Raw genomic sequence first — 13,629 nt, forward strand, 5'->3', positions numbered from 1 at the left:
GGTGCTGGACGGCCGTTCGGCAGGCTAAGCTGGCCGGGGTAGTAGAAGGCCCTCGTAGCTCAGGGGATAGAGCACCGCTCTCCTAAAGCGGGTGTCGCAGGTTCGAATCCTGCCGGGGGCACAAAACCCCTGGTCGGGGTCATGACCAGGGGCTTCGCACTACTTCGGCCCATGCTTAACCCTCGTCTTTGGGAAGCTCGATCTTCGGACGCTCAGCCAGCGCCGGACCGACATCCTCTCCCACGACTCCGCGTTCCATGTAGTCCTCTTGAGTCGTGCTGATGCGCTCGTGTCCGAGGTAATCGGCGATCTCGCGAGCGGTCAGGCCGGCGTCATCAAGGCGGCCCCTCCGGGGCCGCGCCGCTATCGGCCGGCACGCGCGGGGCCCGCCTCCGGCACCCACGCGACCGGCCGGCGGCTGCACCGGGGGCCGGGCTCAAGAAGAAGAGAATGTCCTCGCCGGACGGGCAGGTCTCCGAGATGGCCGAGTTGGGCGCGGCGGTTGCGTCCGTGTGCGGCCAAGCGGCATCTCGTTGACCTCCCGGAGGGCTATCACACCGCGTCAAGGGGGCAGCCGAGCAGGCACGCGGCGGTCGAGCGGGAATTGCCCCCTTGACGCGGCGGGATCGGGCTACGCCAGGTCGACGAGATGCCGAAAGCCCGCCCACTTCGATTAGCCAGAGGATTCGCTCTTTCCCTCGCTGGAAGTATCGGGCGCGGCGATCGCATCAAACAAGGTGGGGCGCAAATACTTCAGCCAGGGGAACTTGCGAATGGCATGCTGCGGTGGGTCAGCAAGCGTCAACCGCGCCGCAGCTCGCCCTTTTCCGGTAAATGCATAGAATCCAGAATCCGGAGCATCATCCGCCTGACGGATAACGCCAATTCTCTCCAACTCCACCTTCGCGGCATCATTGGATCCAAATCTGAAGTAACTACCATCGCGCGCACCACTACGCAAATAAGATCGCGCAAGCCTATCGAGCAGCAAAGCGGCCTCTTCGCTAAGGTTTTCCAATCCTGTCTCAAAAAGGCTTTGCTCCACCCTTCGGTTCGGCCACTGTCGCAGCTCAAGAAGTCTCACCCTAGTCGTACGCTCATCGCGGATATCTTGCCACTCTTCGTGCGAGTAAGATCGAGCCCTTGATGAGTTGTTCACTTCTTTCTTAAGCTCAAGGAGTGCAGATCTCATCTCCTGCAAGTAGACTTCAAAGCTCTCCCCAGGAGAATTTGCCACATCCTCCGCAGCATTCTGCTCCGACTCCTGAGTGACCACCAGCATCTTGTCGAGAAGCTTATTGAATTGCACATTCAATACGTCATTTGTCGCCTGCGTTCGCGCACGAAGCTCGCTTAGCATCGACTTTGTCTCGGAATTTATTTCGAGTGTCGATTTACTTTGCTCGGTGGCTGCAGCAGTCTGCGCAATGAAGATCATTATCTGTATAGCAAATGCGAGGACCGCCAATACGAGCGCAACGGTGGAAAGTGTATCTATGTCCTTAATGCTAACGACAGTAATTAAAACCCCAAGGCAGCCCAATCCACTCAAGCCGCCGACAATTCCGACACTTCTCCACTTTAAAAGCAGATTGCCGTCATCAAGTCGCGAAGATTCACCCTGTTTCGACAACTTTCCACCCTCGGACTAGTCGGCAACCTGGCAACATTTGATCTTATCTAGCCAGAATTCTGCTACCGAAAGCGACGGATCGTTACCGCCTGGAGACATGCTGCAGGCTCCGAACGCGACCAACCGGACACCGTGCTCTCCCAATCGACGGGGGGGGCAGTTACGGCAACGTCCTGATTAGGCTCTGTTCGCCGGTTGCGGCCGTAGCCCACATTCTGCCCACATAGCACCGGCCAACGACGACAAATGATCGCAGCCAAGGACCGAGATCTTCCCTGATCAACGCACATAGTCGGATGGCTCGGCAGGTCATCGATCGGCCGAGTAAGTGCAAGGGGCCCTCGGGTCAGGCGTTCGGTGTTCTGTCGCAAGTAGGCAAATGTGGCGCCCTTCCGGAGCATTACGGCCATGCCGTGCCCCCAACCGCACCCACGTCAGCAACGCGACAACGACACTCGTGAGAAATTTTCTGATCGATCCCGTAGCCCGCCAGCCACAACGCAAGTTGGCAACACGAAGTCACGGCCAGGATGAGCTAGCATGACAAGATGATGTTGCATCGACGTCGCCAGCGATTGGAAGAGTTGGCAAAGCGTGAAGCCGCCGGCGAGAATCTATGGACAGCAAAGTTCGACGAAGCCGTTCGAACGAAATTCCTTCATTCTTTCACCGACTCAAACCCCGGGAGCACCCCGGAAACGGGAGCCTTGGCGCGGCGATTGATTCTTCGCGACGAAGGGAAGATGTACCTAACAGCGCCAAACTTGAACGATTGGGTCGACTTCGGAAACTACGTAATGAAGTGCCCAGACGACATGATGCCGACCGTGATCGAGGCGATGTTCCAAGCGATCAGACATCGCCCCTATGTATCATGGGAATCTATCGAATTGTTCCAAGATACAACTAACACGATTCTCCGCGAACATCGCCTGAGTTTTGAGTTCGTCAATGACCAGGTCGTCGAGTTTAAGTCACGAGAGCTTCATGTTTCAATCGTTTCACCTACACTTCTACTTCTAGCGGGAGACAAAAAATACGAGCGCGTCGAAAAAGCTTACCAGGATGCCCTCGGCGAGATATCCGAAGGGAAGCCAGGTGACGCAATCACTGACACTGGCACAGCCCTTCAGGAGATGCTGCAGATCCTAGGATGCAAAGGTAATGCCCTTGGCCCGTTGATCAAGTCTGCAAAGAACTCTGGCTTGATTGCTAGCCATGATTTGCCGTTGTTGACTTCACTAGAGGCGTCGATGAACTGGGTGTCTGCCGATCGTAGCAACACGGGCGATGCGCACTCCGCCACTGAAGCAGAGCTGGGAGATGCTTGGCTCGCAGTGCACGTGGTGGGTGCCGTCTTACTGCGGCTGACATCCACGCGGCCTCGCGGCCAGCGGTGACGCTCGTGCAACCCGGCTCATGTCACATCCTTGTCACACCGTATTATCGCCTACAGGCGACCTATGACGACCGCGCAGCGCAGAGGTTTAACGCTGGTCATTGACACCATCGCCCTCGCCGACCCAGGTCCGCAGAAAGACTTATTAGAGCAAGGGGACCTTGGTTCAGATGCGCGGTATTCTTAGATGACCTAGTCGAGGACTTCAATACTCCTCATTCCCGGAATGACTGTACGCCCAGCCAGGCGGACGACACGTACATGTTCGCTCGCCGCCGAAAGGGAACAGCCGACCGCCCTTGCCACTTCGCGGACACCCGCCTCAGGATTGCTCGCCAAATAGTCCGTAATCTCGGCTCGTAAGTCGCGCGGCGATCGCGAAACTTGCGGAGTCCGGGCACGTGCTGCTTCTGGAAACGCGACCGGAACGGTGATCGTTCCCCGATCCATGTAGTCGATGGCTTTCTTGAGACGATCAACGCTATCCTGAAAGTGCCCGAGGCCGCTGTTGCAATGGCCACAAAGGATACCGCGGATACACGCTCCACATGATCGAATTCCAGGACAGCAAGTGTGATCGTGATCGACCATCCACCCCTTGCCGCCCGGGGAGTCCGTGCCGCAGAGCGCACACTGGTGACCCTGGTCAGCAAGGATCTGATCCCACGTGGTCTCTGTGATGTTGTACGTGTGCTTGAGTCGCCGCGCCCTACTACTGCCTCGCGGGATGTCGTCCATGGTTCCATTGTCCCATCGAATACCGACATTCAAGGCTGCGACGAGCGGAGTGGCCTGAGGTGTTGCTGTTGCGGACGCTCCACAGCTACGTCTGGTCAGGCCGCGTGGAGCCCGCTGGCATCGGCGCGAGCCAGCCTCAGCCGTCGCCGCGCCCATGACGAGAGCTGCCCAGACCATGCTTTACCCTCGCCAATGGTCGCGACATGACCACAAGTGACCACTGGTCTAGGCTCGCCGTAGCCCGAGAGGTTGCCAGCTCGAAGGTCATGTCGATCACTATCGACGATCGACCACAAACATGATCCACAAAAGCGGGTGTCGCAGGTTCGAATCCTGCCGGGGGCACCTTCCGGTCCTTAAATCCTTATTCCTTCGTGCGCTCGATGTCCTTTCGTGCCAGCTCGTGGAACCACCCCAGCACCTCGACAAGCATCTGACGCTTGGCATGATGAGCCAGAAGTTCGAGCGGGAACCCAGGACGCTGCTCGAGCTTGGCTTCCGGCAGGTCGACACCCTCGATCTCGTTGAGTCGCTGCCGCAGCTCCTCACGCCGGCTGCGGTCGTCGAACGGTGGGCGGGTGGTTAGGTACTGGAACACCACCTCGAACTTGCCGCTCGGGTAGAGGGTCGCCGGCCAGATGTTGCCTCCGGGGTCGGCTTTCTCGCGGGACATCAGGAAGCAGGATGTTTCCTGATCGGTCCCGTACTCCAGCTGACCGCCGAGTTCTGTCCACGCGTTGATCACCTCGGCCACTGCCCGGGCGACGTCCGGACCCTGCCGATCGATGAGCTGGGCGCGGAAGCGGTCGCGCAACCGGCCGTCCTGTCCCGGGCCGATCTCGGGAACCTGATCCGGGATCTCGGCCCCGAGCAGGACTGCGAGCTGTTCCGTCGTGAAACGTCGTTCCGGTTCGGCGCGTCCGTGCAGGTCGAACGGCAGGCCCTCTGCCTCCAGCAGTGCACGGGGATCGTCGGTCCGCGACGGGTCCACCCAGGCGAAGCTCGGCGACACCTTGCCCTCCGACTGCAGGACTCGGTGCGCGTTCGGTGTCACCGTCGTCGCCAGGCGTTGGCCGACGGCGATGGCCTGACTGCCGATCAACGCGGCCAGGTCACCGTACGTGGTCCACGATCCGGCGGGCAGCGCTGCCAGGGCTTGATCGACGACGTTCCAAGCCGGACCAGAGACCGCGGCGGAACGCTCGCTCGGGCCAGGCCAAGCGTCGATCACCCGCTCCGCCAGTGCGTCGGCACGCGCGTGGATTTGCGGGCGGCTCCACCGCTCTTGCTCGGCGATCTCCTGGTTCATGCGCACGCCGCTCGATGCCAGCTGTGGCCGCTTGACCGCGAACGGACTGTTGCTCAGGGTGGCGTTGTAACCAGTGAGAGTCAGGTTACCCAGGGTGTGCTTGATCGCTTCATGCGCTTGCCCGAACTCCTCACCCGCCTCGAGGTCTGCACTGAGCATTTCTCGCCACTCATTGGTGGCCGTCTGCGGAAGCACGTGCTCGATGGTGAGCCCCGAGAGGACGACCGGCTCCTTGCTGGCGTACGTCTCCTCGAGCCAGCGCAGAACGAGCGAACGCTGGTTCGGCCGGCCGTTCAGGTAATAGGGGATGGATCGGATCGCCGCCCGGAGATCCTGGTCGGTCGCGTAGTACTTGCGGCCCATCGAGAGGTACTGGTGCAGCGCTTGATCCACTGGCAGCTCAGCGTCCATTTCGGTGACGATCGCCAGCAGGACGCGGTTGACGCTGGCGGTGGCGCGGCCGATGAGGAGCCGGCGTACGAAAGAGGTAGAGCATGGCCGTGGCGATCTGCTGGGAGTCGGCCGTGCCGCGGTCTCGACGATCGAGCAGGTGCAACAGCACCGGGTACACAGTCGTCGTGCCCCAGTCGCGGAGCCGGACAAGCCGTCGCCGCACGGACGCGTCCGCTTCGAGCGACGGATCGTGGATCTTGCGCAAGAGCTGTCCGAGGCGGCTGAACCGCGCCACTTCTTTCTCGATCTCGTCTTCGGTCCGCATCAGTTCGAGACGACGCTGCTGGCGGGCGTAGGTGTCGGTCTGCTTGATGCGGGGATCGCGTTGCACGAGATCGAGCCAGAAGAGCTGTTCGAGCTTGTCACGATCGAGGTGCTGCTGAAGAGGCAGCCAGAGCGACTTGTAGACGGTTTCACCACGCGTGGGCAACCGCATGAACAGGTAGTTCCGCAGCAGGTCGGCCTGGCTTAGCCGCAACCCGGTGTTGTTCAGCGACTCGAAGATCCGATGCGGGTTGTCGCCGTGCTGGGCCGTGACCGACACCAGAGCAAGCCCGGAGATGACGGCGTCTTCGATCCGCTCGATGTCTTCAGGATCGTCCGGGTCGTCTGCGGCAGCGAGCTTCGCGGAAAAGTGTCGGTACGCGGCACCGATCGGGTCGGTTCCGCCGGCCTGTGGGGTGGCGTCGAGACAAGCCTGGTACGCAGGCCGATCCGCCTGGGTCGGTACCAACTTGAGCCGCTGCCGCTCGGGCTTCCACCGGTTCACGAGGTACTGCTGGTCGATGCGTTCCCGGTGCTCCGCGCCCTCGTGTTTCGCCCGGTGATCGCGGAGAGCGCAAAGCAGAATCGACAAGCTCGTCAACCGCTGCTGGCCGTCGATGACCAGGAACTCCTGCACTCCGGCAGGCCCGTTGGACGGGCTCGGCGCCAGCACCACGGATCCGATGAAGTGTGTGACTCCGGAGTCCTCGGCCCGGTCCGCGACGAGCTGAACGATGTCGTCCCACAGCTGTTCCAGCTGCTTGGTCTCCCATGAGTAGGTCCGCTGATACAGGGGGACCTGGTACTGCCTGGAGCCCTCCAGGAGCTCCTGCAGCGTCGTCTCGCGGGCCGCTACCACCTTTGTCCATCTCCATTTCGGTCGATCTGTGCGCAAGCGATTTCGTTCGATCAGGTGATGCCGAGCCGGTGTTGCTCGGCGAGGACGATGCGCTGCTTCACCGACACGGCGTCATCGTCGAGGAAGGCCGGTCGGTGCTCGCTGGTGTCGACCGCCTGGCTGCTGGCTTCCTTGGCGTCGCTCTTGCGAGCGAACTCGGCGAAGAGCAGGCTCTTGCGCTCCTGGATTTCACGCATGCGTTCGTCCACACTGCCCTTGGCCAGCAAGCGGTGAACTTGAACCTTGCGGATCTGCCCCATTCGATAAGCACGCGCGACCGCTTGTTCCTCGATGCTGGGTTTCCACTGCGGTTCGGCGATGATCACCACCGAGGCGGCCTGGATGTTCAACCCGACGCCGCCTGCCTCGATCTGACTGAGCAGCACCGCGTGCCCGTCCTTGTGGGTGAAGGCGTTGACGAGTTCTTGCCGCGCCCGCGGGGGTACCGAACCGGTGAGCGGCCCCATCGCCGCCGCACCGAGCTTGCCTTGGATCGTGTCGAGCACCCTGAGGAAGTTGGAGAACACCACGACCTTGAGACCGTCCTCGCGGGCCTCGTCCACGATCTCAGCGAGGCGATCCAGCTTGGCCGGCCCCGGCGCGTGGTACGCCGCCTGGCGCATCTGCATCAGGTTGCGCGACCGCACGGCATCCGCGTAGGCCCGTTCATCATCCCCGGTCAACCGGACCCAGTCTTCGACTTCGATCTTGTCGGGCAGCTCGGTGAGCACGTCTTCCTGGTTGCGCCGCAGGTAAACAGGAGCGACAGCACGGCGGAACCGTCGGGCGCCCGCAAGGGCGTCGGTGGCATCGATCCGGCCGGCGGTGGCCGGCTGGAGGTAGTTGACGAGATTCCGGAATTCTTCGACGCGGTTCTCCATCGGCGTGCCGGTGAGGAAGAGAGCTCGTTGGGCGTGGCTGACAGCCAACGCAACGTGCCCGGAGCGCTGCGAAGCCGGATTCTTGACGTAGTGAGCTTCATCGACCACCAGCAGAGCGACGTTGGCGTCGATCACTTCGTCAAGACGGCCGAGCGTCGTGAACGTGGTGACAGCGACTCCGCCGGTTCGCAACCAGCGCTGCGCCGCCGATCCTCGATCGGGACCGTGCAGACTGTGCGCCACCAGCTCGGTGTGCTTGCCGATTTCGTTGATCCAGTTGATCTGCACGCTCGCCGGACACACCACGAGGAAGCGGGTCTGGCCCACGGCTGCCATGTGCGTCATCGCGGCGAGCGCTTGGACCGTCTTGCCGAGTCCCATCTCGTCGCCGAGGATCGCGTACTTCCGGTGGATCGCGTACTGCGCGCCGAACACCTGGTAGCCACGAAGGGTTGCTTTGAGCAATCTGGTGTCCAGCGGGACCGCAGTGATCTCTTGGCGCAGCTCCTCCGGGACGAAGCCCTGCGCGGCTTCGGTTTCCTCGCCCTCACCCTGGCCACCGACCGTGGACAGCAGTGCATTGAACGAGGCGGCGTCGTTGGCGTACTCCTGCCAAAGCCGCGCCGGGGCTTCCGCACCGGGAGACAGCGCACGTTCTTCCCGTTGCACCGCCTCCTGCACCGAAGTCACCCGAGGGTCGGCGAAGAGCGCTTCGAGCTGCACCAGCGCGGTCAAGGCCGCCTGTTTCCTGGCGCGGCCGCTGAAGAACATCGTGGTGCGGCTCGCGGTGGGCTCGGCCTGTTCGGCCAGCTGCCGGGTCTGAGCTGCGATCTGCTGGAGCGGTGCTTGCAACGACGCCCTTGCGCGGTCCGCGCGCTGTACGGCGGTCAGGGTGCACAGGAGCTGGGTCTGCCCCGGCTCTTGGCGATCCGGATCGAACCGGACACGGGTCTCGCTTTGCACCTCGCGTCTCAGGCGCCGAGCGGCCGACCAGACCTGGTGAGCGGTCTGCTGTCCGATACCGGGAACAGCCTGCAGCTCGTACTCACTGGCGTCGACGACGTCCGCGACGGTGCGGTAGCCGGCTTCGGCCAGCGCAGAGAACCGGACCCCCTTGCCAGCGAGGTTCCGCAGCTCGGCGACCGGCCGGGTGCCGAGCGCAGCTCGTGTCTCCTCGTCAGCGAGGAGCCTGACCTGCTGACGGGCGGTGTCGCGGAGCACCTCCGGAGCCGACAGCAGGGCCGCAGCCCGTTCGGAGAAGCTTCGGGCGTTGCCGAGCGTCGTTCTTGCCACCGCTCCGACCTTGGTCTTGGCAGCTTTCAAGACACTCGGAGCAATCCCTTCGCCCTCCCGCACCAGAATGCCTCCCCTTCACTCACAGTCATCGCACCTTACGCCGAGATCATTACTGTTCGGATGACCAGCGGGCTCCGTACGCCAGGCCGGGCATGAGGCCTCGGAACTGCAGGTGGACCTCCCCCGACTCGTCCACGTCAACACGCCGGCCGTGGTAGCCCGGGTCCGATACGTCCCTCTGGAACGCTCCCTCCAGCGCCCAGACTTCCGAAGGAGGCGGAGCGTCACCGAAGCGGACGCGCAAGTCGAACGACTCGCACGGCTTGCGGGGGACGCACACCATGTGCGGGCTCAGGGACCGCGGGCGGAACACCATCGCCACCTCGCACGACTCGCCCCGGGACAGCGGGCGGGGCAGCTCCACTCCGTATCCCCACCGGGACGACGTCTCCATCCCTCGATCCACCAACGTTCCTCCGTAGAGGACAGTGGCCGACGGGCGTCCGTCGGGAAGCGACACCGCCAGGTCGAGGGACCTGAGCCCGTCCTGGTCGGCGATGATGCGGCGCTGCTCGAGCACCAGTGGCTCGTCCAGCACCACGGCGATCGACAACGATGCCGTGTGCCAGCCGTCGGACGACGGAACCGGGGGCGAGGACGACGCCGAGGCCAGCTCCGCCAGCAGGTCGATCGCCTCGTCGACGCGGCGCCGGACTGTTCGAGGGTCGCGGTCCAGACGTTGAGCCGCCCAGCGGACCCGGTCCTGGTACAGCGGCTGGCGGGCCTCCGCGCAGATCGCGAAGGCCGCCAGCGCCGCCACCCTGAGGTCCTCCGGGAGGTCGGCCGCCAGCCCGGACAGGCGGTCCGACACCTTCTCCCGGATCGCCACCATCCCGTCCTCCGCCGAGACCGAGCACGCCGAACGGAGACGCGGCCCGACCCGGTCGTCCACCCGGCCCGCCAAGCCTCGGCCCTTGCGCAACGTCTTCAGCTCCTGGACCAGCTCGGAACGCTCCACGGTCGTTCTCCTTCAGTGCGTTTCCATGGCCAGCACCCCCTCTAGGACAGCGTGCGACCGGGCGGTGGACCGGAAGTGGACAGAACGTGCATCACCGAGGCGATCAGCGCCGTCCCCAGGCGGACGCCGTCGCGGCTCAAGTACGTGCGGAACGTTCCGATGCGGCCCAGTGCCTCTTCGTCCGCGTCGCCCACTCCGAACGCCACCACTCGGGGTCGGCGGGGCCAGGCCGGGTCGCACAGCGACGAAAACGCCGATGGCCAGGTCACCGGGTCCGTCGGCTGGCCGTCGGACAGGAAGAACACCAACGGCCGGTGGACGCGGACCCGGTGCGTCTCCAGAAGCCGGATGTCCATGTCGATGACCGAGCGCAGGCACGTGAACACCGGCCCGAAGTTCGTGCCCGCGCACGGTCCCGGCGACGGCAGCTCCGCGACCTCGCCCGGCAGGTACAGCCCGTGCATGACCTTCGGCTCCTCCCCGAAGCCGATGACGCTGCAGAGCACCCGGTCGGCGACCGACGCGTCCGCGTGGACCGCCCCGCGGAACTCGCGCAGTCCCCGGTTGAGCTCGTCGATGTGGTCGGCCATCGAAAGCGAGATGTCGCACGCCACGTAACACGGCAACACGTCGGACCCCATACCCGTTTCTCCTTCACCCCTGATACGACCGGCGGAGTCTGGCAACCCGGCGTGTATCGAACGTGCAAGAAATGCGGATTACCGAAACTCCAACGGCCGATTGCGCGACACCAACCGGGGAACGCAAGCTGACGGCCGGGGAGGCTGTGTGGAGTTTCGGATGCTCGGCCCGCTGGAGGCGTGGCACGACGGCGCACCGGTACAGCTGGGTGACCAGCAGCAACGGTTCGTTCTCGTCGTGTTGCTCCTGAACGCCAACAAGCCGGTGTCGAGCGCTCGCCTCGCCGAGATCGTCTGGGCCGACCGCGAAGCCAAGCCCACCTTGATCCGCGGCTACATCAAGCGGCTGCGCGACGTCGTCCAGGCCGGCGGGGTGAGCATCGAAACCACCCCGACCGGCTACCTGCTGCGGATCGGCGACGACCAGCTCGACACCGTCACCTTCGACCGGTTGCGGGCCGAGGCCGGCCGGACCGACGACCCGCGGCGGAAGATCGAGCTGCTGCGGGAGGCCGTCGGCCTGTGGCGCGGGCGGTTCCTCGAGGACATCGACATCGACCGCGTCGGCGGTCCCGAGGTCGTGTTCCCGGAGGAGACCCACGCCGACGCCGTCGGCGACCTCGCCGAGCTGGAGCTCGACACCGGCGACCACCGCTCGGCGCGCGACCGGCTGCGGCCGCTCGTCCGGTCCGATCCCGCCGGCCAGAAGCACGCCCAGCTCCTCATGCGCGCCCTGCTCGCCGGCGGCGACCGGGTCGGCGCGTTGCGCGTCTTCAACAGCACTCGCGCCGCCCTCGATGAGCTGCGCATGGAGCCGGGTCCCGTGCTGCGCAACCTCGCAGCGCGGGCCGAACACGGCGAGCCGCCCAGCTCACTGCCGTCGCGGCCCGGTGGGTTCACCGGCCGCGCCGCCGAGATCGCGACCATCGAGACGGCCGCCGCGGCCGGGCGCCCCGCCGTCTGGGTCAGCGGCGCGCCGGGTGTCGGCAAGACCGGTCTCGCCGTAGAAGCCGCGCACCGCCTGCGTGACCGCTTCCCCGACGGCCAGCTCCTCGCCCGGCTGAACGGGTTCACCCCCGGCGTCCCCGAGACCAGCGTCGGCGACGCGCTCACCGAGCTGCTGGTCGAGCTCGGCGTGCCCGCCGAGCAGATCCCGGCCACCGTCGGCCGGAAGGTCACGCTCTACCAGACCACGCTGTGGGGCACGCGCACCTTGGTCGTGCTGGACAACGCCGCGTCGCCGGAGCAGATCCGGCCGCTGCTGCCCGAGGCCGACGGCTGCCTCGCCGTCGTCACCAGCCGGCGGATGGGCGACGCGGACACCGGGGAGAACATCCGGCTTTCGCCGTTGCCGCCGGAGGAAGCGGCCGAGCTGTTCCACGCCCTGACCGACCCGCCGCGGGTGCGCGGCCGGGCGGCCGAGGTCGCGCTGATCGTCAAGCGCTGCGGGTTCCTGCCGATGCCGATCCGGGTGGCGGCCGCGCTGTTCCGGCGGCACGAGCGGTGGCCGCTGGAGCACCTGCTCCACCTGTTGGAAGAGAACGGGCCGTGGGGCGCGGACGACGCCGACGGCACCGCCGCCGTCCGGGTGTCCTACCAGCAGCTCGGCGAGCCGCAGCGCGCCATGTTCCGGCTGCTCGGCAGCCTGCCCGGGCCGGACGTCGACGTCATCGGCGGCGCCGCGCTGGCCGGGTGCGACGTCACCGAAGCCCGGCTGCTCCTCGACGACCTGCACGAGGTCAGCCTGCTGGAGGAGGCCGCGCCGGAGCGGTACCAGATGCTGGACCCGCTCAAGGAGTTCGCCGCCGTCGAGTCGGCGCCCGGGCGGGCGCTGGTGCGGCTGCTCGACTTCTACCTCGTCACGCTGGCGGCCGCGGTCGGCGCCGCGTACCCGTTCGACCGGGCGCAGCTGCCCGCGTCCGACCGGTCCTGCGCGGTGACGCCGGACTTCGCCGACGCCGGTGCCGGGCTGCGGTGGATCGCCGCCGAGCGCGACAACCTCGTGGCCGCGATCCACTACGCCGCCCGGCACGACCTGCCCGAGCACACCTGGCGGCTGGCCGTGCTGCTGTGGCGCTACTTCAACACGACCAACCAGTTCGAGGACTGGATCGGCACCCTCGACCTCGCGTGGGAGACCGTCTCGGCCGATCCGGGCAACGACTACGGCCAGGCGCACGTGCTGCTGCGGCTGGCCACCGCGCACGACCGGCGCGGGCAGCTCGCGGAGGCGCTGGAGCTGGCCGCGCGGGCGCTGCCGAAATGGCGTCGCCTCGGCGACACGCGGGGCGAGGCGGCGACGCTGTGCGCACTCGCGATTCCCACGATGGAACTGGGCAAGCACGAGCAGGCGATCGCGCACCTCGAGGTCGCGCTGGCGAAGTACGAGCACACCGCGGACCGGCGGGGCGAGGCCCACGCGCTGAGCATGCTCGGCTACCTCAACGAGCAGCACGGCAACCTCGACGTCGCGCTGGGCCAGCACTCGGCGGCCGCGCGGATGCTGCGCGAGATCGGCCACGTCCAGGGCGTGGCGCACGCGCTGAACAACCTCGGTTCCGTGCAGGAAAATCTGGGTCTGCTGCCGGAGGCGCTGGCCAGCTACACGGAGGCGCACGGACACGCCGCCGAGGTCGGGGACCACTGCGTCGAGGCCTACGCGCTGAACAACATCGGCAACGTGCACCGGCAACAGGGCCAGTTCGCCCAAGCCGTGCGGTACCACGATAAGGCTCGTGAGGTCGCGGCGAACGTGCCGGACGCCGACCTGCGCACCCAGCTCTACCTCGACCGCGGTGCGACGGCGCTCGCCCGAGGTGCGGAGCGTGACGCTTTGACGGCGTGCAAAGCGGCTTTGGACCTGGCCGACGGCAGCGGAAACCGCGCTTACCAGGCCCGCGCCCATCGCGGTGTCGCCGAGACGCTGCACGCCTTGGGTGAGCACGACAATGCGGTCACGCACTGGGACGCCGCCGAGGCCGAATTCGACGCTCTCGATTTGCCGGAAGCCGGTGCAGTGCGCGACGAACGCGCCGCGCTGGAATGCGCCTGCGCGACGAAGTGACGCATTCCGGGCCGGCCGGGGCACGGCCGGCCCGG

9 protein-coding genes and 1 tRNA gene are annotated in these 13,629 nt (G+C 65.4%); 3 read left to right on the forward strand and 7 right to left on the reverse strand.

Annotated features, from left to right (window positions below):
• Positions 1-48 precede the first annotated feature (48 nt).
• A tRNA-Arg gene (locus ACZ7PG_RS27630) sits at positions 49-121 on the forward strand.
• Between the two features lie 552 nt (positions 122-673).
• On the opposite strand, the gene ACZ7PG_RS27635 is transcribed toward ACZ7PG_RS27630, so the two are convergent.
• On the reverse strand, positions 674-1,633 hold the full coding sequence (locus ACZ7PG_RS27635; RefSeq protein ID WP_470241958.1) for a hypothetical protein: 960 nt from the start codon (positions 1,631-1,633) through the stop codon (positions 674-676).
• A 548-nt stretch (positions 1,634-2,181) separates the two neighbouring features.
• Between ACZ7PG_RS27635 and ACZ7PG_RS27640 the strand changes: the two genes are divergently transcribed.
• A complete protein-coding gene (locus tag ACZ7PG_RS27640; RefSeq protein WP_470241959.1) occupies positions 2,182-3,033 on the forward strand; it encodes a hypothetical protein in 852 nt (283 codons plus the stop codon).
• 191 nt (positions 3,034-3,224) lie between these two features.
• On the opposite strand, the gene ACZ7PG_RS27645 is transcribed toward ACZ7PG_RS27640, so the two are convergent.
• From ACZ7PG_RS27645 to ACZ7PG_RS27670, 6 genes are all read right to left on the reverse strand, one after another.
• Positions 3,225-3,947, reverse strand: a complete 723-nt coding sequence (locus ACZ7PG_RS27645) for an endonuclease VII domain-containing protein (RefSeq protein ID WP_470241960.1) — start codon at positions 3,945-3,947, stop codon at positions 3,225-3,227.
• A gap of 187 nt (positions 3,948-4,134) precedes the next feature.
• Complete coding sequence (locus ACZ7PG_RS27650) at positions 4,135-5,490, reverse strand: GmrSD restriction endonuclease domain-containing protein (RefSeq protein WP_470241961.1); 1,356 nt, start codon at positions 5,488-5,490, stop codon at positions 4,135-4,137.
• Positions 5,480-6,655, reverse strand: coding sequence for a DUF262 domain-containing protein (locus ACZ7PG_RS27655; RefSeq protein ID WP_470241962.1), 1,176 nt, complete (start codon positions 6,653-6,655; stop codon positions 5,480-5,482). Before ACZ7PG_RS27655 ends, ACZ7PG_RS27650 begins: the two co-directional genes overlap by 11 nt.
• A 50-nt stretch (positions 6,656-6,705) precedes the next feature.
• Complete coding sequence (locus tag ACZ7PG_RS27660) at positions 6,706-8,931, reverse strand: DEAD/DEAH box helicase (protein ID WP_470241963.1); 2,226 nt, start codon at positions 8,929-8,931, stop codon at positions 6,706-6,708.
• Between the two features lie 49 nt (positions 8,932-8,980).
• Positions 8,981-9,889 (reverse strand): hypothetical protein, encoded by a 909-nt coding sequence (locus tag ACZ7PG_RS27665; RefSeq protein WP_470241964.1) that lies wholly within the window; start codon positions 9,887-9,889, stop codon positions 8,981-8,983.
• Positions 9,890-9,930: 41 nt separating this feature from the next.
• Positions 9,931-10,530, reverse strand: a complete 600-nt coding sequence (locus ACZ7PG_RS27670; RefSeq protein WP_470241965.1) for a vWA domain-containing protein — start codon at positions 10,528-10,530, stop codon at positions 9,931-9,933.
• Positions 10,531-10,690: 160 nt separating this feature from the next.
• On the opposite strand from ACZ7PG_RS27670, the gene ACZ7PG_RS27675 reads away from it, so the two are divergent.
• Complete coding sequence (locus ACZ7PG_RS27675; RefSeq protein WP_470241966.1) at positions 10,691-13,594, forward strand: AfsR/SARP family transcriptional regulator; 2,904 nt, start codon at positions 10,691-10,693, stop codon at positions 13,592-13,594.
• Positions 13,595-13,629 lie beyond the last annotated feature (35 nt).

The organism is Amycolatopsis sp. NPDC114504 (assembly GCF_055633595.1).